The 22701-nt window shown below is 64.5% G+C and carries 20 protein-coding genes, 3 tRNA genes and 1 pseudogene; 17 read left to right on the forward strand and 7 right to left on the reverse strand.

The window, feature by feature from the left end; genetic code table 11:
• Positions 1 to 32: 32 nt before the first annotated feature.
• The 3 genes from minE to minC form a co-directional block, all read right to left on the reverse strand.
• Positions 33 to 293, reverse strand: coding sequence for a cell division topological specificity factor MinE (gene minE, locus PJK54_RS17255; protein ID WP_043336475.1), 261 nt, complete (start codon positions 291 to 293; stop codon positions 33 to 35).
• On the reverse strand, positions 290 to 1108 hold the full coding sequence (gene minD, locus PJK54_RS17260; protein ID WP_077373593.1) for a septum site-determining protein MinD: 819 nt from the start codon (positions 1106 to 1108) through the stop codon (positions 290 to 292). The genes minE and minD overlap by 4 nt, the downstream gene beginning before the upstream one ends.
• A gap of 83 nt (positions 1109 to 1191) precedes the next feature.
• Positions 1192 to 1974 carry a septum site-determining protein MinC gene (gene minC / locus PJK54_RS17265; RefSeq protein ID WP_077373590.1) on the reverse strand — a complete coding sequence of 261 codons (783 nt, stop codon included), beginning with the start codon at positions 1972 to 1974 and terminating at the stop codon, positions 1192 to 1194.
• Between the two features lie 605 nt (positions 1975 to 2579).
• Here minC and PJK54_RS17270 point away from each other — a divergent pair.
• Complete coding sequence (locus PJK54_RS17270) at positions 2580 to 5402, forward strand: DUF349 domain-containing protein (protein ID WP_271303468.1); 2823 nt, start codon at positions 2580 to 2582, stop codon at positions 5400 to 5402.
• A gap of 250 nt (positions 5403 to 5652) precedes the next feature.
• Here the strand turns inward: PJK54_RS17270 and phbB are convergent, their stop codons facing one another.
• Positions 5653 to 6399, reverse strand: a complete 747-nt coding sequence (gene phbB / locus PJK54_RS17275; protein ID WP_077373584.1) for an acetoacetyl-CoA reductase — start codon at positions 6397 to 6399, stop codon at positions 5653 to 5655.
• Positions 6400 to 6768: 369 nt separating this feature from the next.
• Here phbB and PJK54_RS17280 point away from each other — a divergent pair.
• The 5 genes from PJK54_RS17280 to PJK54_RS17300 all read left to right on the forward strand — a co-directional run bounded on the left by PJK54_RS17280 (position 6769) and on the right by PJK54_RS17300 (position 8808).
• Positions 6769 to 6845, forward strand: a tRNA-Met gene (locus PJK54_RS17280).
• Between the two features lie 42 nt (positions 6846 to 6887).
• Positions 6888 to 6964: transfer RNA gene (locus PJK54_RS17285), tRNA-Met, on the forward strand.
• Between the two features lie 43 nt (positions 6965 to 7007).
• Positions 7008 to 7084: transfer RNA gene (locus tag PJK54_RS17290), tRNA-Met, on the forward strand.
• A gap of 158 nt (positions 7085 to 7242) precedes the next feature.
• Complete coding sequence (locus tag PJK54_RS17295) at positions 7243 to 7722, forward strand: EVE domain-containing protein (RefSeq protein WP_084207783.1); 480 nt, start codon at positions 7243 to 7245, stop codon at positions 7720 to 7722.
• Positions 7723 to 7842: 120 nt separating this feature from the next.
• Positions 7843 to 8808: a tetratricopeptide repeat protein gene (locus PJK54_RS17300; RefSeq protein ID WP_308483190.1), complete on the forward strand. Its 966-nt coding sequence runs from the start codon at positions 7843 to 7845 to the stop codon at positions 8806 to 8808.
• A gap of 517 nt (positions 8809 to 9325) precedes the next feature.
• On the opposite strand, the gene PJK54_RS17305 is transcribed toward PJK54_RS17300, so the two are convergent.
• Positions 9326 to 10489, reverse strand: coding sequence for a MalY/PatB family protein (locus tag PJK54_RS17305; RefSeq protein WP_176494517.1), 1164 nt, complete (start codon positions 10487 to 10489; stop codon positions 9326 to 9328).
• A 121-nt stretch (positions 10490 to 10610) separates the two neighbouring features.
• On the opposite strand from PJK54_RS17305, the gene PJK54_RS17310 reads away from it, so the two are divergent.
• The 9 genes and pseudogenes from PJK54_RS17310 to PJK54_RS17350 all read left to right on the forward strand — a co-directional run bounded on the left by PJK54_RS17310 (position 10611) and on the right by PJK54_RS17350 (position 17443).
• Entirely contained in the window at positions 10611 to 11036 is a 426-nt protein-coding gene (locus PJK54_RS17310; protein ID WP_136939740.1) for a hypothetical protein, read from the forward strand.
• Between the two features lie 398 nt (positions 11037 to 11434).
• Positions 11435 to 11872, forward strand: coding sequence for a universal stress protein (locus PJK54_RS17315; protein ID WP_077373569.1), 438 nt, complete (start codon positions 11435 to 11437; stop codon positions 11870 to 11872).
• Positions 11873 to 11939: 67 nt separating this feature from the next.
• On the forward strand, positions 11940 to 13481 hold the full coding sequence (locus tag PJK54_RS17320) for an alanine/glycine:cation symporter family protein (RefSeq protein ID WP_077373566.1): 1542 nt from the start codon (positions 11940 to 11942) through the stop codon (positions 13479 to 13481).
• A gap of 216 nt (positions 13482 to 13697) precedes the next feature.
• Positions 13698 to 14717, forward strand: coding sequence for a zinc-binding dehydrogenase (locus PJK54_RS17325; protein ID WP_205694052.1), 1020 nt, complete (start codon positions 13698 to 13700; stop codon positions 14715 to 14717).
• Positions 14717 to 15538: a hypothetical protein gene (locus PJK54_RS17330; protein WP_084207779.1), complete on the forward strand. Its 822-nt coding sequence runs from the start codon at positions 14717 to 14719 to the stop codon at positions 15536 to 15538. The genes PJK54_RS17325 and PJK54_RS17330 overlap by 1 nt, the downstream gene beginning before the upstream one ends.
• A 48-nt stretch (positions 15539 to 15586) precedes the next feature.
• Positions 15587 to 15976 (forward strand): annotated as a pseudogene (locus tag PJK54_RS17335) (acyl-CoA thioesterase); the annotation flags it as partial.
• A 95-nt stretch (positions 15977 to 16071) separates the two neighbouring features.
• Complete coding sequence (locus PJK54_RS17340) at positions 16072 to 16551, forward strand: aminoacyl-tRNA deacylase (protein WP_271303469.1); 480 nt, start codon at positions 16072 to 16074, stop codon at positions 16549 to 16551.
• 57 nt (positions 16552 to 16608) lie between these two features.
• Entirely contained in the window at positions 16609 to 16938 is a 330-nt protein-coding gene (locus tag PJK54_RS17345; RefSeq protein WP_077373554.1) for a hypothetical protein, read from the forward strand.
• Positions 16916 to 17443, forward strand: a complete 528-nt coding sequence (locus PJK54_RS17350) for a DUF501 domain-containing protein (RefSeq protein WP_084207776.1) — start codon at positions 16916 to 16918, stop codon at positions 17441 to 17443. The genes PJK54_RS17345 and PJK54_RS17350 overlap by 23 nt, the downstream gene beginning before the upstream one ends.
• A 120-nt stretch (positions 17444 to 17563) precedes the next feature.
• Here PJK54_RS17350 and PJK54_RS17355 read toward each other — a convergent pair whose 3' ends face one another.
• A complete protein-coding gene (locus PJK54_RS17355; RefSeq protein WP_271303470.1) occupies positions 17564 to 18904 on the reverse strand; it encodes a sodium-dependent transporter in 1341 nt (446 codons plus the stop codon).
• Positions 18905 to 19204: 300 nt separating this feature from the next.
• Between PJK54_RS17355 and PJK54_RS17360 the strand changes: the two genes are divergently transcribed.
• Complete coding sequence (locus PJK54_RS17360; RefSeq protein ID WP_271303471.1) at positions 19205 to 19759, forward strand: TIGR00730 family Rossman fold protein; 555 nt, start codon at positions 19205 to 19207, stop codon at positions 19757 to 19759.
• A gap of 16 nt (positions 19760 to 19775) precedes the next feature.
• On the opposite strand, the gene PJK54_RS17365 is transcribed toward PJK54_RS17360, so the two are convergent.
• Positions 19776 to 21542, reverse strand: a complete 1767-nt coding sequence (locus PJK54_RS17365) for a lysophospholipid acyltransferase family protein (RefSeq protein ID WP_271303472.1) — start codon at positions 21540 to 21542, stop codon at positions 19776 to 19778.
• A 186-nt stretch (positions 21543 to 21728) separates the two neighbouring features.
• Here PJK54_RS17365 and PJK54_RS17370 point away from each other — a divergent pair, with 186 nt between their 5' ends.
• Entirely contained in the window at positions 21729 to 22697 is a 969-nt protein-coding gene (locus tag PJK54_RS17370) for an NAD(P)H-quinone oxidoreductase (protein ID WP_077373540.1), read from the forward strand.
• Positions 22698 to 22701: the final 4 nt, after the last annotated feature.

Consider the following 22701-nt stretch of genomic DNA (forward strand, 5'->3'; position numbering starts at 1 on the left):
AAGTCGTACGAATCAGCGGTTGTCGAGTCTGCTCATGCCTCGCCGGGGCGCGGCAGAGTGACGTTCAGCTCGAGCACCGAACAATCATCCTCGCGGTCCAGCGAGATGTTGATGGCATCCTGATCGACCTGAACGTACTTGCGAATCACCTCCAGCAGCTCACGCTCCAGCATCGGCATGTAATCCGGCTGATCACGCTGACTGCGCTGGTGAGCCACGATGATCTGCAGCCGCTCCTTGGCGACATTGGCCGTCTTCTTGCGCTCTCGCTTCAGAAAATCCAGTAATTTCACTTGCGCCCCCCTCCAAACATTCTGGCCAGCAGACCGCGCTTCTCGACTTCATGAAAGCGCAGCTGGACTTCCTCGCCCAACAGGCGGGAAACGCAGTCCACATAGGCCTGACCAGCATCGCTCTTCTGGTCGTGGGTCACCGGCACCCCCTGGTTGGAGGCGCGCAGCACGGCCTCCGACTCGGGAATCAGGCCGATCAGCGGGATCGACAGGATTTCCTGGATGTCCGTCAGATTCAGCATGTCCCCCCCGGTCACGCGCGCCGGATGGTAGCGGGTGATCAGCAGGTGTTCGCGCACCGGAGAATCGCCGTTCTCGGCACGGCGTGTCTTGGAAGACAGCAGACCGATGATGCGATCGGAATCGCGCACCGAGCTGACTTCCGGGTTGGTGACCACCACCGCTTCATCCGCGAAGTACATCGCCAGCTGGGCACCGCGCTCGATACCGGCCGGGGAGTCACAGATGACGTAGTCGAATTCTTCCCGCAGGCTTTCGAGCACCTTCTCGACGCCTTCCAGCGTCAGCGCATCCTTGTCACGGGTCTGGGAGGCCGGAAGGATATGCAGGTTGTCGATGCGCTTGTCGCGGATCAGCGCCTGCTTGAGATTGGCCTCGCCCTGGATGACGTTGACGAGGTCGTAGACCACGCGCCGCTCGCAACCCATGATCAGATCCAGGTTGCGCAGACCCACATCGAAATCGATCACGACGGTCTTGTTGCCGCGCAGAGCCAGTCCGGTGGCAATGGCGGCGGCGCTGGTCGTCTTGCCGACTCCGCCCTTGCCTGACGTCACTACGATAATCTTGGCCAAAGGTATCTTCCTTGCTGAGAGTCCCCCGTGAAACGGGGATCACCGGTAAATATTGGATATCGTTCGAGGCACGCCGGCATCACTCAACCGAGGCGTGCGATACAAAGCTGGTCGTGTTCGAGCACGACTTCGACACTGGCACCCAGCAGACGATTGTCGATGTCGTCCAGGCGCTTGTAGGTTCCCGCTACCGAAAGCAGCTCGGCATGCAGTTCCTTGCAGTAGATGCTGGCATTGCGATCGCCATGGATGCCGGCCAGCGCCCGGCCGCGCAGGGCGCCATAGATGTGCACGCTGCCGGCGGCCAGAATCTCGGCACCGGCATTCACGGCACCGATGATCACCAGATCACCCTCTGGCGCGCTGACCTGCTGCCCTGAGCGCACGGTACCACGGTAAACCTTGCTGGCATGGGCCGGCACCTCAACGACCGCGGCTTTTTCGTCCGCGACAGTCGCCTCTGGCTCGTCGGCGGGAGTCGCTTTCGCCTCAGGCTCGACAGTCGTGACCGGCGGCACGGACTCCAGCGTCCGGCCGCGATTTTCCTGGGGCGGGAACCACCCGAGACCCAATGCCCAGGCAGACTGGCGCACCGGGTCGCCACCACCGCGCACCGCCACCGGCAACAGCTTGTGGCCGCGACACACGGCGCAGATACGCTCCAGCGCCAGGTGCGGCTCGTCGAGCTTCTCGACGCTCAACACCACCGGCGTGTGCTGAAAGAAGGCGGGGGACTGGCTGAGTTTGCTGACCAGTTGGGCACGGATCTGCTCCGGGTCTCCACTGACCAGTTCCATGACCGTCATCGGCAGCATGCCGCCTTTGAAGGTGAAGGCCTGGGAGGCCCTGTCCGTACTGAGACTCATGACCTGACTCCGGGTTGCGTGAGGGAAGTGACACCCTCCGACACTCGTGAAAGAAGCTCGTGACGCTCGAGACATCCCTGGGATGGCATCCCGAAGCAGAAGGCCATCTGCCCGGCAGGCAGATACCTGCCCGACGACTCATGCGGTGAAACGCCGAGGCCCGACGCCCCATCTCCCCGCGACGCAGTGCGACTTCTGCAGGAAGCGAGCTTCGTGATGACGTATCACCCGAGCGAGGAATGGCCTTTCATGAACCATCGCTCTGCTGAACAAAGCTATGTGAGCTGACACGGCGCTGCAACTGATGATACGGCCAGCAGTCCACACTGTCAGGTGTCGCGAGGCCACGACGCACGAAAGAGTCATCTCGTGATGACCTGACTCATCCCGCGCGAAGGCGCTCGGCAGACACTCTCCCCCGGTTTCGCTGCACCGATGGGCGCGTGAGACCACACAACATGCCCCCGTGACTGATAAGATAGCGGGGTGACGAAATTCATGCGCCGTCACCCCGGTTCACCGACAGACCCGAGTGTCCTGGTCCTGTCCGAGTGACTGGCCGCTGTTGCGCCCCTCTATTTTTTTGCCTGGATAACCGCTCTCTCATGACCGGACTGCTTTCCCGCCTCACTGGCCGCCTGTTCGCCCCTCGCTGGCAGCATGCCAACCCGACCATTCGCTCCGCTGCCGCGGCCCAGCTGGACCCTGAAACGCCGGATCAGCGCCAGATACTCGAGTCTCTGATTCTCGAGGACCCTGCGCTTGAGGTGCGTCATGCCGCTCTGGCACGCATGGCGACACCGGAGCGACTGCTGCCGCTGCTGGACCGGGCCGACGGGCTGGTACGCGAGCGACTCGTCGAGCTGCTGAGCGGTGGTCAGGATGCCCCCTCCCTGCTGGATCGCGAACAGCTGGTCGCACGCCTCGATGACAATGAGCTGCTGGCCGCCATCGCGGCGCGCGGGGACAATCAACAGTTGCGTCTGGTCGCGCTGGAACGTCTCACCGATGAAGCCGCCCTGATCCATCAGGCCTGCCACAACAGCATCGCGGCGGTGCGCCATGCCGCCGCCGCTCGCATCACCAGTCAGGACGGGCTGGAGCAGCTGGTGCGCGGCGCCAGACGCGATCGTCACGTCCAGCGTCAGGCCCGCGACACGCTCGCCCAACGCCGCGCGGATGCCCAGCAGGCAGACGCTCTCAATGCCAGCCGTGACAACCTGCTGGGTCAGATGGAGAAGCTGCCGCGTCAGGCCTGGGAAGACAGCGTGCCATCACGCTATCGCTCACTGCTGCGCGAGTGGGAGCGACTGCCGGCCGCCGACCACGACGTTCAGCAGCGTTTCGAGGAAGCGCGTCTGCAGGCGTACAAGGTCATCAGCGATCATGAAGCCCGTGAACAGGCCATCCGTGAGCATGAACGCCTGAGCGCCAACCTGAGCACCCACCTGGAAGAGATCCTCACGGCCCTGCACCAGGCGCGCGCGGACCTCCTCAGTCGCGAGTGCGTCAATGATCACGACTTCGCCAGCCTTCAGGCTCAGCGTCGTCTGCAAGGCGAACGCTGGCGCGAGCTGACCGACCAGTTCTCGGCCCCGGCCGAACTGCTCGAACGTCATCAGTGCCTGCAGCAACAGCTGCAGGACCCGCTCGATGCCTGGTACCGCCATCAGCTGTGTCAGGGCGAGATGGACGCGGCGCTGGTCGACAATGACCTGGAGCAGATGGCACGTCTCGAGCGCGAGATCGCCTGGCCGGCAGAGCTGCCGCTCACCAGAACGCTGCATGCCGTGCGCCAAGCGCTGGAGGCAGCTGCACCGCAGGCGACGACCGGTGAGGAGAGTGCCGACGAGGCCGCCGCGACCGATGAGCCTGCCACGGACAGCAGCGACAAGCCCCGAACGCTTGATCTGGAAGCCATCAGCGCCGAACTGGATCAGCTGGACACCTACCTGGAAGCCGGCAAGCTCAAGCCCGCCAGTCGCCTGCATCGTTCACTGCGCGACCGCACCGAAGGCCAGCTCGACAGCGAGCGTCAGACGCGCCTTCGTCAATTGGGCGCTCGCGTCGCGGAGCTGCGTGACTGGCAGAACTTCGTCGCCGCTCCCAAGCGTGAACAGCTGCTGGAAGCCATCACCACATTGGCCGAGCGCGAGGACCTCAGTGATGAGCAGCGCGACCGCCAGCATCAGCAACTGATTCAGCAGTGGCGCAGCCTGGGCGATGCCGCTGCCAGCCGTGAGTCCAGCCAGTCCTTCCGCAGCGCCTCGGACAGCATCAAGCAACAGCTGCAGGATTACCGCGAAGCGCGCAAGCAGGCGCGCGAGCACAACCTTGCCATGCGTGAGGCGCTCTGTGAGCAGCTGGAATCGCTCAATGGACACGCCATGGGCGATGCGGACCCGGACGCCCTGCGCCAGATCCGCGACCGCGCACGCGAAGAGTGGCGCCGTCACACTCCGGTACCGGCAGGCCCGGGCCGCCAGCTGTCGCATCGCTTCGGTGAAGCGCTGACCGCGCTGCAAGGCTTGATCGACCAGCGCGCCGGCGAGATCGCCGCGGCCAAGCAGGCATTGGTGGACGCCGCCGAAGCGCTGGCCGATGAAGACGCTCCGGCACGTGCGCGCGCCGAGCAGGCCAAGGCACTGCAGACTCGCTGGCGGGAACTGGGCCGTGCCCCCAAGGGCGAGGAGCAACGCCTGTGGTCTGCCTTCCGCGCCGCCTGCGACCGCATCTTCGCCGCACGTGATCAGGACCGTGAAGCGCGTGACACGCGCGAGCAGGTCCGCCTCGAACAATGGCAGGCTCTGATCGAGCGCCTCGATAGCTGGGAACCGACGACCCTGGAAGACGCCGCCCAGCTGGACGACGCCCTCAAGGAAGCCGACGCGCTGGGTGCCCTGCCGCGTGGCAAGCGCGGTGACGGCATGCGTCGGCGCTGGAATGGCATTCTCAAGCGTCGCGAACAGCGCCTGGATGAACTCCATGCCCAGCAGCTGCGCCAGGAATGGCAGCAGTGGCGCGACCTGCTGGAGCAACATGCCGTCGCCGATGCCAGTGCACGCCAGGGCAATATCGAGGATGTCGAACTCCCCGAGTCATCGGCGTTCGACGATGCCAGCCGCCAGGCCAATGCCGCGCGCAACCAGATGCGCCGTGCCGAGCCGGTCAGCGCCAACGCCGCCAATGAGCGCCTCGCGGAGCTGCGTGTCCATCTGGCGATCCTGTTCGAGGCGCCGCTGGGTGCGGAAGACGAATCGCGGCGCCTGACCGTTCAGGTGGCCCGCATCAATCAGCAACTGGGCGAGCGCCTTGAGCGTGATGAGGAACTCGACGAGGTGCTGGATGCGCTGCTGGCCAATGGTCCGCTGGACTGGGAAGCCTGGCAGGCCGAGTTGCCGCGCTTCGATGCCCTGTTCAACCACTGACGGCGTCGGGTCGGCATAGACAGTCAGCTGACCGGCACCCTACGACGACGAAGCCCCCGTCTCGAGAGAGACGGGGGCTTCGTCGTGTTCACGACAGGAAAAGTGCGCTTGCCCCTCTCCTGTCAGATCCTGGTTCCTGTGAGTGCGCTCTGCGGCCTCTTGTACGCTTGATGGCCTCTTCCGCCCTGCCGGGTTCTGCCACCCTGCGGGTACGTCGCGAGACGCCGGGGCGCATGAGCACGAACGGACATCAGCCCATGAACTGGCCACCATTGATGTCCAGATTGGCACCGGTGATGAAACCGGATTTCTCGTCCGCGAGGAATGCCACCGCGCGAGCGATCTCGTCCGGCTGACCATAACGCTTGACCGGAATCGTCTCGCGGATGGATTCACGAATCTCTTCCGGAATCTTCATGATCATGTCGGTGGCGATATAGCCCGGCGACAATGTATTGACGGTGATGCCCTTGGTCGCGGTTTCCTGTGCCAGCGCCATGGTCAGACCATGCATGCCCGCCTTGGCGGCCGAGTAGTTCACCTGACCGAACTGGCCCTTGCGGCCGTTGATGGAGGAAATGTTCACGATGCGGCCGTACTTGTGCTCCAGCATGTCATTGATGACGGCACGGCAGGTATTGAAGACGCTATCGAGGTTGCAGTTGATGACTTCGCGCCACTGCTCGTAGCTCATCTTGCGCATGGAGGTATCACGCGTGATCCCTGCGCAGTTGACGAGCACGGCCACCGGCCCGAAGCGCTCGCGAATTTCATTGACGCCTGCCTGACAGGCTTCGAAGTTGTCCAGCTCGATACCGGAAAGCGCGATGTTCTCGAACCCGGCAGCACGCTGTTCCTGCAACCAGCCTTCTGCCTTTTCCTTGTTCCTGTAACCGGCAATCACCTGGTACCCCTGGCTCGCCAGCTCACGACAGATGGCGGAACCGATGCCACCGGTGCCACCGGTGACCCATGCAACGGGTGCTGTTTGCGTCATGTTATTGTCTCTCCCTGTTCCTGGAACGTCCTGTGCCCGCAAGGGAGCACAGCATGGCATTTCGCCGTTGATCGCTCATCGACTGGCTGGCGATCTTCCGGTAACGACAAACACTGACAGGCGTCTCTGACAGCATGGCGACAACCGTGCGCTCGGTGAAGACTGTCACCGCCCTGCGCGAGGCGTGTCACTCTCAGTATGGACAGGATTCCCACGGAAAGTATGTAGCAGATCTCTCACATTGATTGAGGTCAATTCCATCACTCTCGCTCCCCCCCATCGCCTGGCCGCCTCAGGAAAGTCTTCCGGCTGATTACGGGATAACGGTTGACTCAGCACTGTATATCCTTATACTACGCCCCACGTTGATGCGGGGTGGAGCAGTCTGGTAGCTCGTCGGGCTCATAACCCGAAGGTCATCGGTTCAAATCCGGTCCCCGCTACCAGCAAGCGCCAGCAGTTTCGGCACTTGGGAAACAACGTGATGTTGCGGGATGGAGCAGTCTGGTAGCTCGTCGGGCTCATAACCCGAAGGTCATCGGTTCAAATCCGGTTCCCGCTACCAACCTCTGATGCGTCGGAGTTGGAGCAAAGGCAGTACCCAGTGTTGCGGGGTGGAGCAGTCTGGTAGCTCGTCGGGCTCATAACCCGAAGGTCATCGGTTCAAATCCGGTCCCCGCTACCAAGAATTCGAAAGGCCTGATGCCCTGCATCAGGCCTTTTTCGTATGCGTGACATTCCTGTGCGAGGATATCGACGAGGCCAGCGCCCGGACCTCATTCCTCCCATTCTCCACGCCCATCACCTTCACACTCATCACGTCAGTCTCGAAGGAGTGCCTGCATGCGCCACTGGCTGGTCAAGACCGAACCCGACGCCTTCTCGCTGGAAGACCTGCGCCGCGAGTCGCCGGCACTCTGGGATGGCGTGCGCAACTATCAGGCGCGCAACTTCCTGCGCGAGATGCAGCTCGGGGATGTCGTGCTCATCCAGCACTCCAGCTGCAAGGTACCTGCAGTGGTCGGGCTGGCCGTGGTCAGCGAGCTCGCCCTGCCGGACCCGACAGCCAGCGACCCCGAGCACAAGGGCTTCGACCCTCGCCAGATGGCGGACCTCGAGGCCGGCAAGACGCCGCGCTGGGTCGCTCCGCGCCTGCGCTATCTGCGTTCGCTGCGCAGTGCACTTCCCATCGCGCGCCTGAAGGCGAAGCCCGAGCTGGCCGACAGTCACCTGGTCCGCCGTGCCCGCCTTTCCGTCATGCCATTGAGTGAGGACGAGATCCAGTGCATCGCCCGCCTGGCCGGGGACGACCTCAAGCCTTGAGCCCCCCGCCCGCGCCAGATGAACCCTGCACATCTTGAACTCGCCCGCCGCGGCCCGCATCATCAGGCCAGCCGGCTCGCGTGCGAGCCTTGAATCGCAGACACTTCCGGGGCATGCATCATGATCATCGATCCCAATACCGGCCAGCCACTGACCGGCAATGACACCACCGCCGCCCAACCACAAGGCGTGGTAGGCGGAGCTGCTGCCAGCGCCCCCCGCCAGGCAGAAGACGCCAACACCTACATCATCGATGTCGACATGAGCAATCTGCAGCAGGTCCTCGAGGCCTCGCAGCAGGTACCGGTGCTGTTGGACTGCTGGTCTCCCCAGAGCGAGCATTGTCGCGTCCTGACGCCGATTCTCGAGATGCTGGCTCGTGAATATGCCGGTGGCTTCATCCTCGCCAAGCTGAACGCCGAGGAACAGCAGGACATCGCTGCCCAGCTAGGAGTGCGCTCGGTACCCGACGTCAAGCTGGTCATCCAGGGCGGTCTGGCAGGCAACTTCACCGGCGCCCGTCCGGAAGCCGAGATTCGCCAGTTCCTCGAGCAGCACAAGGTGATGCCTGCTGCCGGTGCCGGCCCCAGCCTCGTCGAGCAGGCCGCCAGCGCACTGGAAACCGGCGATCTGGCGACCGCCAAGGCGATGTACCAGCAGCTGGCACAGGAATCCCCCGAGACACCGGACTACCGCATCCAGCTCGCCTCGGTCCTGGTCGCCGAAGGCAACGGCGAAGAGGCCCGCCAGCTGCTGGACTCTCTCAAGCCGGAAGACCGTGATGGCCCGAAGGCGCGTGGTGTGCGTGCACGCATCGATTTCATCGCCGAGGCGCCGAGCCCGGAAGAGGTCCAGGCCATGATCGAGCGGGATGACAGCGAGGCCCGCTACCAGCGCGCCATGCGTGATCTTGCCGATGGCCACTACGAGCTGGCGCTCGATGCCCTGATCGGCCTGATGAAGACCGACCGCCAATACGGGGATGATCTGGCCCGCAAGACGCTGCTGCGCGTGTTCGATGCCCTCGGCGCGACCCATGAGCTGACCGTGCGCTTCCGCCGCCAGCTGTTCGCCCTAATGTACTGAGTCGCAGACGGCAACCACCTTCCCACGACAAGGGGCCCCGAGGACGTGAGCTGTCCTCGGGGCCCCTTGTCGCAGATAGCGGATGAATGTCGTGAAGCGTGTGCGTGCAGCAGGGTGGGAAAGGATGCGGATGAGCCTTGGATTCAGCCGCCCCGACGCGTCCACCCTTTCAGCAGTGATGGCCTCGCACGCGCTTCGCGGGCGCTGAGCGGACAGCCAGGCGGGAGCTCTTCCAGCGCGGGCGTGATGGCCCCCGCCTCCTTCGCCCTGGCCAACCGGAGACTCCCGCCCCTGCAACACCATTCTCGACATGCCATCACGCCGGACGACTCAACATCGGCTCGCGCCCAACGAGATGTCTCTGCCAGCTCATGTCTCATCATCATCCCTCCTGAGGATGCCCGCTCACGATGAACGGCCTGCCCTCAGAGTTATCGATAATGATTCTCAATTCAAGGTTTCGCTCGCCACTTCCTGCCAGCATCTCATCGGCGCTTGATCCAGATCAGACATCTGACTACCCCTGCAGCGCACCTTTCAGGCGTTCATCGAGACGCTGCAATGCCTGCTCAAGCTGCTGACGTGTAGTGGCGTAGTTCAGGCGCACGAACCCCGGCCAGCCGAAGTCGGCCCCATCGGAAAGCGCGACACCGCACTCCTCCAGCAATGTCTGCTGAGGCGAATCGCCCAGGCCGGCCTCACGCATGTCCAGCCAGGCCAGATAGGTCGCCTGGGGGCGCGTCATGCGAACGCGCTCCCAGCCGGCCACATGCGCTTCGAGCAGATCAAGATTGCCGCGCAGCACCTCCAGCAGCTCCTGACGCCACGGCTCTCCCTCACGCCACGCCGCTTCCGTCGCCACCATGCCCAATACATTGGTATCCGGCATCAGGCCACGGGTCGCGGCGACGAAGCGCTGACGCAGGTCCGGATCGGTGATCACCGCACAGGCAAAGGTCAGCCCCGCCGTGTTGAAGGTCTTGGAAGGCGCCCACAGTGTCACGCAGCGCGCCGCCAGGCGCGGATTGAGGCTGGCCAGCGGGATATGCCGCGATGCGGGGTCCACCACCAGGTCGGCATGCAGCTCGTCGGACACCACCAGCAGATCATGACGCTCCACCAGTGCTGCCAGCGCCTCGAGCTCTTCCTCGCGCCAGACACGGCCGGTAGGATTGTGTGGATGGCACCACAGCAGCAGTTCCGTCTCGGGAGTGATCGCGGCTTCCAGTGCCTCGAGGTCCAGCTGCCACAGGCCACCTGGCTCGGCAGGCTCCGCCAATGGCGCCATCTGCGCGATACGCCCCGTCTTCTGCGCAACCTGCAGGAAGGGCGGGTAGATCGGCGTGGTCGTCACGACCCCCGCCCCTTCTGACGTCAATGCCAGGCTGGCGAGATGCAGTGCCGGCACCACGCCGGGCAGCCAGACGATGGCCTCACGCGGTATCTCCCAGCCATAGTGCTCACGGCTCCAGTCGCGCAGACTGTCGTCGAGCCCCTGAGAGGGCTTGGCATAGCCGTAGATCGGGTGAGCAACCCGTTCCGCCAGTGCGCGCGTCACGGCCGGCGGCGCGCTGAAGTCCATGTCGGCGATCCACAGCGGCAGGACATCCGCGCCGTAGCGCTCCCACTTCTGGGAGGGATACTGACTGCGGTCAATGGGGGTGATGAAATCGTGCTCCATGTAGAATCTCTCCCGGTGCTGGCCCATGCGAGCCATGAAGACATGAGGCACCACCTGCCGCTCGAACCGCCGGCAACAGGCGGACAACCCCGTGGAATGACTACAGCATAAGGCTTTGTGCATGTCCGAAGACACCTTTTACCCGCAAGCACAACGCGGTCTCCCCGGCCTGTTGCGTGCCTGGCTGACCCATGGAAGAGGCGACAGCCAGCGCCTGGCGGTATTGCTGGCCGATACGGCCCGCGTGGCGAAGCTGGGGCAACCTGAGAGCAATCCGGAAGGCGAGCAGCTGGAACGCTGGGCCCATGACGGCGGCGCCCCACTGTGGGCTCCCAAGGCCGCCCTGTTCCTGCTGATGCAGATGCCGGCGCGCCCGCTGCCGCAGGATGAGGACGAGGCCTGCGCCTGGGCGTACTGCTGGATACGCATGCGCGAGCACGAAAGTCCGGATGCCGCACTCATGGCACTGCCCGACCACCTCAGAAAGCCGCTGGCCTGGCCCATGGAAAGCGCCTGGAAGGATCTGACCCACCAGCGCCTGATCTAGCGCTTGTCCCGGTCGTCCCTTGACACATGGGCGCATGCCCTTCCCCGCTACGACAACGACACCTTCCCCTGCCCCACCTCTGGCGCCCACCACCCGTTCACAAGCGTGGTGGGGCACTCCAGGCGAACCTCGATGCCAGCCTGACTGGTACGGCTCGTCTCTGCGGGCACGACTCTCCTCCACATGCCTCCTCCTGCGTGTCTGCCTGACTCCTTCCCAGGCGCCTCCTGCCGCCCTTTTACGTTTAATCACCGTTTCATGAAGCATGATAAACGCAGGGATTTCTGCACCTGCCGAGGAGTAAAGTGCTTTCAACCGTCCAAGAACGGTAATTCAACAAGAATCCGCTGGCCGAGTCGCCGAGACACAGTGACCGGCAAGCTTCTGGAGAGCTCTCAATGACCACCTCCCTGATTGTCGGACTGGATGGAACGCCGGGCGGCGACAGTGCCATCGCACACGCCAAGCGCGTCGCGACGCTGGTCGGCCCCGAAACCCGCATCATTCTCTGCTATGTCGTCGAATGGTCGCCCTACAGCTTCAACACGCCGGAAGAGAACGCCCAGCGTGCGAGTCGCCGTGAAAGCGAGATCAAGCTGGCACGCGAGCGCGTTCTCGCGCCTGCCATCACGGAGCTCGAGAAGGAGGGGTATCAGGTGGAAGGCCGCGTTCGTCACGGTGACGCCGCCGAGATCCTGAGCCTGCTGGCGCGGGAAGTGAATGCCGAGCAGATCATCGTCGGTCGCAAGGGGGAGAGCATGCGCTCTCGTATCTTCGGCAGCGTGACCGCGCATCTGATCCAGGAAGCCTCGGTCCCCGTCACCGTCGTGCCCTGATGGATGACGCCAGGCGTCCGCAGACTGATCCCACAACAATGACAACATGCTCCCGAGGTCCCTTCTCATGAGTCGATTCCGCTCCCTTGCCCCCTGGGCTGCTGCCATGGCAGCGCTCATGGCCGCAGGCTCTGCCCGTGCCGAAGGCATGGATCAGGCCATCAGTGACATCGTCGGGCCGATCGTCAATCCGATCGTCTCCACCATCTTCTATTCCGTGCCGGTGGCAGGCACCCAGTTCCCGCTGATCGTCGGCTGGCTGATCATCGCTGCCGTCGTCTTCACGCTCTATTTCGGCTTCGTGCAGTTCCGTCTGTTCGGGCATGCCGTGCGTCTGGTCAAGGGCGACTACACCGACCCGAAGGATGAAGGCGAGGTGTCCCACTTCCAGGCACTGGCCACCGCGCTTTCCGGCACGGTCGGGCTGGGCAACATCGCCGGTGTCGCGGTCGCCGTCTCGCTGGGGGGGCCGGGCGCGACCTTCTGGATGATTCTGGCCGGTCTGCTCGGCATGGCCTCCAAGTTCTGCGAATGTACCCTTGGCGTGAAGTACCGCAACGTCAATGCCGATGGCTCCATCTCCGGCGGCCCGATGTACTACCTGTCCAAGGGCTTCGCGGAGAATGGCAAGGCCGGGCTTGGCAAGATCCTGGCGATCTTCTTCGCCATCTGCGCCATCGGCGGCTCCATCGGCGGCGGCAACATGTTCCAGGCCAACCAGTCCTATCAGCAGGCCGTCAACGTCACCGGCGGTGATGCCAGCTTCCTGATCGGCTACGGCTGGCTGTTCGGTCTCGTGATGGCCGCCATCGTCGGCATGGTCATCATCGGCGGCATCAAGTCCATCGCTCGCGTCACCGAGAAGCTGGTGCCGATGATGGCGGTCATCTACGTGATCGCGGCTCTCATCATCCTGGGCTTCAACTTCAGCGCGATTCCGGCGGCCTTCGGCGCCATCATCGAAGGTGCCTTCGCACCGGTCGCGGTCGGCGGCGGTATCGTCGGCGTACTGATCCAGGGCTTCAAGCGCGCCGCCTTCTCCAATGAAGCCGGTATCGGCTCCGCCGCCATCGCCCACTCTGCCGTGAAGACTTCCCAGCCGGCCACCGAAGGCATCGTCGCGCTGCTCGAACCGTTCATCGATACCGTCGTCATCTGCACCATGACCGCACTGGTCATCGTCATCACCGGCGCCTATCAGGTCGAAGGCCTCGGCGGCGTCCAGCTGACGTCCTACGCCTTCGAGACCGCCTTCCCGTGGTTCCCGTATGTGCTGGCGCTGGCGGTGCTGATGTTCGCCTTCTCCACCATGCTGTCCTGGTCCTACTACGGCCTGAAAGCCTGGACCTACCTGTTCGGTGAGAGCAAGGGTGCCGAGATCGTCTACAAGCTGATCTTCCTCGCCTTCGTGGTCATCGGCTCCTCCATGAGCCTCGGTCCGGTCATCGACTTCTCCGACGCCATGATCTTCGCCATGTCCATCGCCAACATCATCGGTCTCTACTACCTGATGCCGGTCGTGAAGCGCGAGCTGAGCCAGTACCTCGCCAAGCTGAAGTCCGGCGAGATCGCCCCGATCGACAAGGAGACCAAGCGCCAGAACGCGTGACACCTCTCCCTCTCAGGCGGGTCTGACTCAGTCGTCACCCGCCGCATGACCCAAAGCCTCTGCCCTACGGCAGGGGCTTTTTCGTTGTCGATCATGCAATTCCGTCACCAGGACGGCGGAAACCACCCAAGTCGCATTGCCGCGGCGCAGCGCAATGGGTAGGGTGTGGCGCTCACTGGCCGAACTGGCCGGAATTCGTTTCAACGAGGACGTCTCATGCTCGCTTCCATGCACGCCATGGTGCTGCGCAACCCCGGCCCGGATGCCGACTTCGAATGCACGCAATGCCCACTGCCGGAACCCGGCCCCGGACAGGTGCGCATTCGCGTCGCCGCTTCCAGCGTCAACCCGCTCGATCTCAAGCTGGCCAGCGGGCAGGTCGCCCTTCTCCCCCCCGAACCCTGCATCCTGCATGGTGATGTCGCCGGCATCGTCGATGCCGTCGGAGACGATGTGCTGACCTTCTCACCGGGCGATGAAGTGCTCGGATTTGCCGGGGGTGTCGCGTCTCACCCCGGGGCGCTGGCGGATTACATGATCGCCGATGAGCGTCTGATCACCCGCAAGCCGCGCCGCCTGAGCTTCATGGAAGCCGCGGCATTGCCTGCAGTGTTCATCACCGCCTGGCAGGCGCTGGTGGAACGTGGCCAGCTGGAGGCGGGGCAACGCGTACTGATTCACGGCGGCGCCGGCGGTGTCGGTCATGTCGCACTGCAGATCGCCCGTTGCATCGGTGCGGAAGTCGCCACGACCGTCTCCACGGATGACAAGGCGCAGCTGGCACGTGCCTGTGGCGCGGACCACGTCATTCGCTACCGCGAGGAAGCGGTGGCCGACTACGTGGAGCGCCTGACGGCTGGCCAGGGCTTTGATCTGGTCTTCGATTGCGTCGGGGGTGACAACCTGGCCGCCAGCTTCGCCGCCAGCAGGCTGGGCGGGCGCATCGTGACCATCAATGCGCGCACCACGGCAGATCTCTCGCCGCTGCATGCCGGTAGTCGCAGCCTGGAAGTGCTGTCGATCCTGCTGCCGCTCAGCGCCGGCATCGGTCACGAGCAGCAGCGTCAGGCACTGGGCAAGCTGGTGGAACTGGTCGAGGAAGGCGAGTTCAAGGTGCGCCTGGACGAGCGCCAGTTCGACTTCCGTGAAGTCGCCGAGGCACACCGACATCAGGCCTCCGGCAAGGCACTGGGCAAGATCTCCCTGCTGCGCCGCCAGTTCTGGGACGCCACTTGATGACAGCGGTACTGCATGGCGAGCTTGGCCTGCAGCTGCTCAAGCTGCTGATTTCGGTCGCGGTGGTGATCGGCCTGTCGTTGATCGCGGAGCGTCTCTCGACGCGCATGGCCGGGCTGCTGTCCGGCTATCCGCTCGGCACGGCCATCACGCTGGGCTTCATCGGGGTCGAGATTTCCCCCGAATTCGCCGGTGAGAGTGCCATCTACACGCTGGCCGGATTCTCCTCGACCCTCGCCCTGGGGGTCGGCTACTGGCTATGCGGGCGTGCAGAGGGGCTGCGCGGCGTCATCAACGGTACTCTGGGTGGCCTGCTGGGCTGGCTGGCGGCCAGCGTGATCCTGGCGCAGTTCGAGTTCACCCGTGTCAGCGGCGTGATCGTGACGCTGATAGCCATCATGCTGTGCATGCGCCTGTACCGCGACGTACCGGAAACCCGCAGTCGCAAGGCCCCGTTCTCGTGGCCTTCGCTGCTGGCGCGTGCGGGCCTCGCGGCCGGCATCGTGTTCGGCATCACCGCGCTGGCCCATCTGTTGCCACCGTCCTGGGCCGGGCTGGTGGCGGCCTTCCCTGTCACCATGTATCCGCTGTTGATCATTCTGCATCTGACTCAGGGGCCGGCCGCTGTCGCCACCGTGATCAAGCACTACCCGGCGGGCCTTGGTTCGCTGCTGTGCTATTCACTGGTGGTCTCGCTCAGCTACCCGAGCATGGGGGTCGCGGCGGGCACCCTGCTGGGGTTCGTGATCGCGACGGCATGGCTGGGCGTGTTCACGCCGCTGCAACGACGACTAGCCGCACGGCGTACAGCCAGCGTCTGAGCTTCCTGATAGGCTGAAAAGCCCGCAAGGACGCACAGGAGCGATGACATGTACTTCAAGACGCTGGAGCCGGCCTTCTTCGATACCGATGCCCTCGGACATATCAACAACACGCGCCTGCCGGCCTGGTTCGAGTGGGCGCGCAATGACCTGTTCCGCGTCTTCGTGCCGGATCTCGACCCGCGCAAATGGCCGCTGATCATGGCGCGCATCGAGGTCGACTTTCTCGCCGAGCTGCAATACGGCCAGGATGTCGAGATTCGCACCTGGCTGTCGCGGCTTGGCGGCAGCTCCTTCACCGTGACCCAGGAAGCCTGGCAGCGCGGTGTCTGCGGGGCGCGTGGCCACTGCGTGCTGGTGCAGTTCGATCATCACGCCAAGCAATCGCAGCGCATCGAAGGCGAGCTGCGCACGACCCTGCTCTCCCACCTGCACGAACACACTGACAGCGCCGAGCTGGATCTCCCTGCCCTGCGCGAGAAAGCCCGCGCGCTCGGCACGCACAGCACGGCGCCCGCCGGGAGCGTACCGGCATGACACCCGCGCTCAAGCTGCTCAAGGGCAAGCCTCACCGTACCCTGGAATATGCCCATGACCCTCGGGCGCCTGCGTATGGCGAAGAGGCTGCCCAGGCGCTGGGGCTTGAGCCGGCACGGGTCTTCAAGACACTCGTCTGTCAGCTGGAAGGCAGCAGTGCCCGCCAGCCGCTGGTGGTCGCCGTGGTGCCCGTCACCGGCACGCTGAACCTCAAGGCACTGGCGCGTGCCTGCCATGCCCGCAAGGCAGCCCTGGCCCCCCACGAGGCCGCCGAGCGCGCCACCGGCTATGTGGTCGGCGGCATCAGTCCACTGGGCCAGAAGAAGCGGCTGTCGCTGTGGGTGGATGACAGCGCCGAGGGGGTGGAGGAGATGTTCATCAGCGGTGGACGCCGAGGACTGGAGATCGGTCTCGCTCCCGCGCTACTGTGTGAACTGGGCAATGGGCAGTTCGCGCCGCTGGCGCGTGAGGACTGAGGCTCTCGCCACCTGTCACCCTGACGCTCCCTGCCGCCACGCCAGCGAGGAGGCCCGATGGGCATTCGCTACAGCAAGTGGATCTATCCGGACATGACCGAGCTGCATGCGCAGGTCGAGGCCTCGCTGGAGCAGTGGTTCGGCGAGCGCTTCGCCGACTACCCGCACATCAGCTTGCCGGGCCTTGACCCCTACGATTATGATGGCTGGTTCAATCGTCTGGCCCCGGAGCTGATGGCGCGCGGCAGTGACTACTGCGAGCGCGAGTGGCATGGCTATGTGCCGAGCCCCCAGCAGCTCAACCAGGCGTTCTTCCGGGCCGTCTCCCGGTCCAACAAGTGTGTGCTGGAGCCTGACTGCAAGCATGGTGATCCTGACCAATCATAGTCCCGACGCGCGTGAGCTCGAGATCATCGAGCGCCAGCTCGGGCGCAAGCCGCGCGGCATCCAGGCCGTGGCCGCCACCGATGGCGAGGGCACCCCGCTGGTGCTGCGCATGCATTCGCTGGTGGATGGCAAACCCTTCCCGACCCTCTACTGGCTGAGCGACGAGCGCCTCAAGATCTCGCTGTCACGCATCGAGGCCGAAGGCGTGATCAAGGAGCTGGAAGAGAGCCTCAAGACCGACGAGGAACTGCTGGCGCGCTATCGTGCCAGTCATGAAGCCTATGTCGCCGAGCGCTGGAGCTTCATGAGCGAGGCCGAGCGCAGCGCCATCGAGTCCCAGGGCTTCGCTGAGCTGATGCGCGAGCGTGGCGTCGGCGGCATCCGCGACTGGAATCAGGTGCGCTGCCTGCACACCCAGTACGCCCAGCACCTCGCCTATGCCGAGGGCAATGCCATCGGGCACTGGGTCGATGCCCACTACGACGTGCTGTCCGAGCTGCCCTGAGCCCTGCCTGCGATCGAGCCGACACTCAGTCCCTCGAGCAGAGGCCGTCGGCCAGGAGGCACAAGACGAAGAAGCCCGCCAATTGGCGGGCTTCTTGCGTCGTGCAGGGGGCGTTTCGGCTTACAGCGAGTGCGCGAACACCAACGCGATGCACAGCGGGCAGATCAGGCGCACGTACCACGGCCAGATCTTCCAGAACAGGCTGGACTCGATGTCCGGCGCCCCGCTCTGAATCTCCTTGAGCAGCGCATGGCGCGACATTGCCCAGCCGACCAGCAGACACATCACCAGCGCGACCAGTGGCTGGCTGTACTGGGTGGTCAACATGATCACCAGACCGAACAGCGCCCCGAAGTTGGCGGCGATGGTCAGACTGATGGCCATGATGGCGGCCCCGACGGCCAGGGTGGCGGCACGCCGTCCCAGCCAGCCACGCTCGACCACGAAGGATACCGGCACTTCCAGCATCGAGATGGAGGAGGTGATGCCCGCCACGCTCATCAGCGCGAAGAACGCCACCATCAAGACGTCTCCAGCGCCACCCATCTGACCGAACAGCGCCGGCAACGTATCGAACAGCAGGGTGTCGGAGCTCTTGAGCAGGCCGTCGGCATCGAAGATCTCGACGCCCAGATGACGCGCGGCATACATGGCCGGAATCACCAGCAGGCCGGCCAGGAAGGCGATGCCGACGTCGATCAGCATCACCAGCACGCCGAGACGCGGCAGGTTCTGCTCCGGCCCCAGATAGGAGCCATAGATCAGCATTGCCCCCACGCCGAGCGACAGCGAGAAGAATGCCTGGCCCATCGCGCTCAGCATCAGGTCAGCATCGAAGATGCGATCCCACTGCGGGGTGAGATAGACACTCAGGCCTTCATCGGCGCCCGGCAGGGTCAGCACGTAGCCGATCAACCCCACCAGCAGGGCCAGCAGCAGCGGCATCAGACGTGTGGACCACTTCTCGATCCCGCCGCGCACGCCACCGACCACGATCGCCATGGTCAGGGCGAGGAAGACCGCCGTCAGCGAGACATTGCGCGTGAAGTCGAAGGTGGTCAGCCAGCTGGCGGCGGACGACATGCCCAGCGCCGCGCTGACCGGCGCGGCGGTATACCCCAGCAACCAGCCCGCGACGATGGCGTAGAAGGCCAGGATCAGGCTGGCGGTCAGCATGCCCGCCCAGCCCGCCAGCGCGCCGAAGCGCTTGGTGATGCCGCGCCCCAGACTCATGCTGGTGACGATATTGGCCTGACCATGCCGCCCGATGACCAGCTCGGCCATCAAGGCCGGCCACGCCAGCAGGAAGGCCAGCACCAGATACATCACCACGAAGGCCCCGCCTCCGTTGTTGGCGGTCTGGGACGGGAAGCCCCAGACGTTGCCAAGCCCTACTGCCGAACCAGCGGCGGCCATCAAGAAGCCCAGCCGACTGGCGAAGCGTCCGCGCACCTGCGCCATCTGTCTCTCCTGCCTTGTTGTCCCGCGCCCGCCGTCAGGACGTCGCGTCATGTTGGAGTGCACCCCGATGAAAAGGCTCATGGGCGTCAGCGCCCGCCAGCCGTCGCCTGCGGGGGCGGCAAGGGTAGCAGAGCAGGCCCGTGAATGCAGGTACCACGCCGAGCATGCTCTCTCACTCTGCAAGGCAAGGTTGCGCCAAGGCGTCATGGCCCCGCCGCACAACTCGGGTAGGATGGAGACCACGACATTCTGGCGTGGCACTCGACCTTGCGTGCCACAACACACCTTCAGGAGAGCAACATGCATCGCATCTGTGTCTATCTGGGTTCCCGCGAGGGGGCCTCCCCGCAACACCGCCAGCAGGCCGAGGCACTGGGGACCGCGATCGCCGAACGTGGCTGGGGACTGGTCTATGGAGGAGCACGTGCAGGACTGATGGGCGCTTTGGCAGATGCCGCGCTGGCCGCAGGCGGTGAGGTGGTCGGCGTGATCCCGCAGGTGCTGGTGCGCAACGAGAAGGCACACACCGGGCTGACTCGGCTGATCGAAGTGGCGGACATGCATGAGCGCAAGGCCCAGATGGCCGCGCTGGCGGATGGTTTCGTGACCCTGCCGGGCGGGATCGGCACGCTGGAGGAGCTGTTCGAGACCTGGACCTGGCAATACCTGCGCTTTCACGCCAAGCCGATCGCCGTCCTCGACAGTGACGGCTTCTACGCGCCGCTGCTGGAATTTCTGGATCGCACCGTCGAGGCGGGCTTCCTCGACGCGGATACCCGCGCCCGCCTGATCAGCGAACGCGAGATCACTCCCCTGCTGGACCGCCTGGCCCCCTCGTCAGGCGAGCAGGCCTGACGGCAAGCAGCATGGGTCAAGCCTCCGTGACGGGGTGTCGTGCACCGGCCTGATCGCGACAGGCCGGCTCCCCGAGATAGCGGCTGCGCTTGCTGGCGGTGATGCGTCGGATATCGACCATCACCAGCCCATCGATGCAGTAGCCGAAATCGGCATCGACACTGAAGTCGAGGAAGCGAGTGCCGCCGGGCTCGGTGACCTCGGCGTACTGCTTGTAGAGGGTCGGCACCGTCACGCCCATCGCGTCCAGCTGGGCGCGCAGGCGACGGAAATCACCCTCGGCATCCTGACCATCGAACAGACGCTCCGCCTCATGGGCGGCACTGCCCGGTGCACTCTGCGCGACCGGTGCCCGTGCACGGGCCAGTCCCTCCTCATCCCCGTAGTAGTGGCGGTAATAGCTGACGATCAACGCCCGAGCAGCCTCCGGGTAGCTGTTGGAAAGCGTAACCGGGCCGAACAGCCAGCGAATCTCGGGGTGACGGCGCAGATAGGCACCCAGCCCCTGCCACAGGTAATCGAGACTGCGGCGCCCCCAATAGCGTGGCTGCACGAAGCTGCGCCCCAGCTCAAGGCCGTCCTGCATATGCTTGAACATCTCCGGCGTGAAGCGGAACAGCGTCGGGCTGTAGAGCCCCTTCTCGCCATGTGCCGCCATGATCTTGCCCACCTCACCGATGCGATAGGCCCCGGCGATCTCGAGATCGGCGTCATCCCACAGCACCAGATGACGGTAATGCGCGTCGTAACGGTCGATGTCACGACGCTCTCCCGTCCCTTCGCCGACGCGGCGGAAGCTCAACTCGCGCAGCCGACCGATCTCGCGCATCACGCTGGAACCGGGAAAGGCATCGAACAGGTAGATCTTCTTGCCGTCGCGGGTCTCACCCAGCAGCTCACACGGCGTCAGTTCCTCACGCAGCGCCTGGCGCTCCTCCGGATGACCGATGGCCTTCTCGGTCACGAACAGCCCGCGCTTGCCGCGTCCGATGCGATAGAGATGCTTGCGCAGCAGGCGTGTCTTGGCATTGGTGCTCAGGGCATCACTGTCGAGACGCGCCAGCGGAATCAGTTCCCCGATGCGCAGCTTGAGCTGACGTTCGCGCTGGCGAAACATCTCGTGGGCCAGCAGCGGCGTGCCGAGGCCACGGTTGATCGATGACAGGGTGTAGAAGAGCGTCGAGTTGCGACCACTGACGTGAATCGGCAGTACCGGCGCGTTGGTCTTGCGCGCGAAATGCAGGAAGCCCGACAGCCACTTGCCGTCACGCGGCCCGGTCGGCCCTGCGCGCGAGACCTCTCCGGCCGGGAAGATGATGACGGCCTCTTCATTCATCAGTGCCTCGCAGATCTGGGTGCTGCTTCTGCGATACCCACGGCGACTGAGGTTGTCCAGCGGCAGCAGCAAGGGCGCCAGCGGCTCGACCTTCATCAGGATGTCGTTGGCGACGATCTTCACGTCACGGCGCACTTCGCCGACCAGCTTGAGCAGCGCGAGGCCGTCCAGCGAGCCCAGCGGGTGGTTGGCGACGATCACCACTCGCCCGTAGGCAGGGATGTTCTCGCGCTCCCGCGAGGAGACGGAGTAGGCGAAGGAGAAGTGATCGAGCACACGGTCGATGAAGTCGAAACCGCGCAGACCGGCATGCTCGGCGAGGAAGGCATTGATCTCGCTCTCGTGAACCAGACGCCGCAGCAGCGCCAGCGCCGGGCGACGAATCAGAGGGTGGCGCCTGGCAAAGGCGGGATACTTGGCGGCGATGACACGGGCGGTATCGATCATGCTCACTCCTTTGCGCAACGCGGTGCGTCACTCGCAGTCTGAAACAGAGGCTTGATATCACGTCAGAATCGCGCCACTTCATGACAGGTGCGTCACAGTCCCCGTACAGTGAGATGACAGACATCCGTCTGAGGACGGAGCGATCACAGCAAGGCAGCCACGATTGCCAAGCCAAGGAGATAGCGAATGTATGCGATAGCCGTCGAGAACGAGGCGCTGGTCTGGCAGGAAACCGAGGCCCCTTCAGGTATCGCCTCGGACGAGGTGCGTATCCAGGTGGCCTGGGCCGGCGTCAACCGCGCGGATCTGATGCAGCGCGCCGGGCAGTATCCGCCCCCGGCCGGGGAAAGCGAGATTCTCGGTCTCGAGGTCAGCGGCACCATCCTCGAGGTGGGCAGACACGTGGAACGCTTCCAGGTGGGGGACCCGGTCTGTGCCCTGCTGGCAGGCGGAGGCTATGCCGAAGAGGTGGTGGTCAATGCCCTGCAGGTACTGCCGGTGCCGGAGGGCTACGGCCTGCGTGAGGCGGCCGCCCTGCCGGAGATGTTCGCCACCGCTTGGCTGAACCTGTTCATCGAGGGCAACCTCAAGCACAAGGAACGCGTCCTGCTGCACGCCGGGGCCAGCGGTATCGGCACCACTGCCATCCAGCTGTGCGGCCTGTTCGGCCATCCCTGCTTCGTGACCGTCGGCAGTCAGGAGAAGCTGGACACCTGCCTGCGGCTGGGGGCCGATGCCGGCTGGAATCGCCACGATGGCAGTTTCGTCGATGCCGTGAACGAATGGGGCGGCGCCGACATGATTCTCGACCCGGTCGGCGGCGGCTACCTGTCAGGCAATCAGCAGGTCCTGAACCAGGATGGCCGCATGGTATTGATCGGCCTGATGGGCGGACGCATGGACGAGCTGGATCTGGGGCGCATGCTGATGAAGCGCCAGCGGTTGATCGGCTCGACCCTGCGTTCCCGCTCGCCCAAGGGCAAGGGCATGGTGCTGGATGCACTCTATGTCCACGTCTGGCCACGCCTGGCGCGAGGCGAGATACGTCCGCATATCGACAAGAGCTGGCCGATCCAGGACGCCGAGGCTGCACATGCCTATGTGCAGGACAACGCCAGCACCGGCAAGGTGCTGCTGGCGGTAAGCGGGGCCTGAGTCC

The sequence above is a fragment of the Cobetia sp. MMG027 genome (assembly GCF_027947415.1).
GTDB lineage: Bacteria > Pseudomonadota > Gammaproteobacteria > Pseudomonadales > Halomonadaceae > Cobetia > Cobetia marina.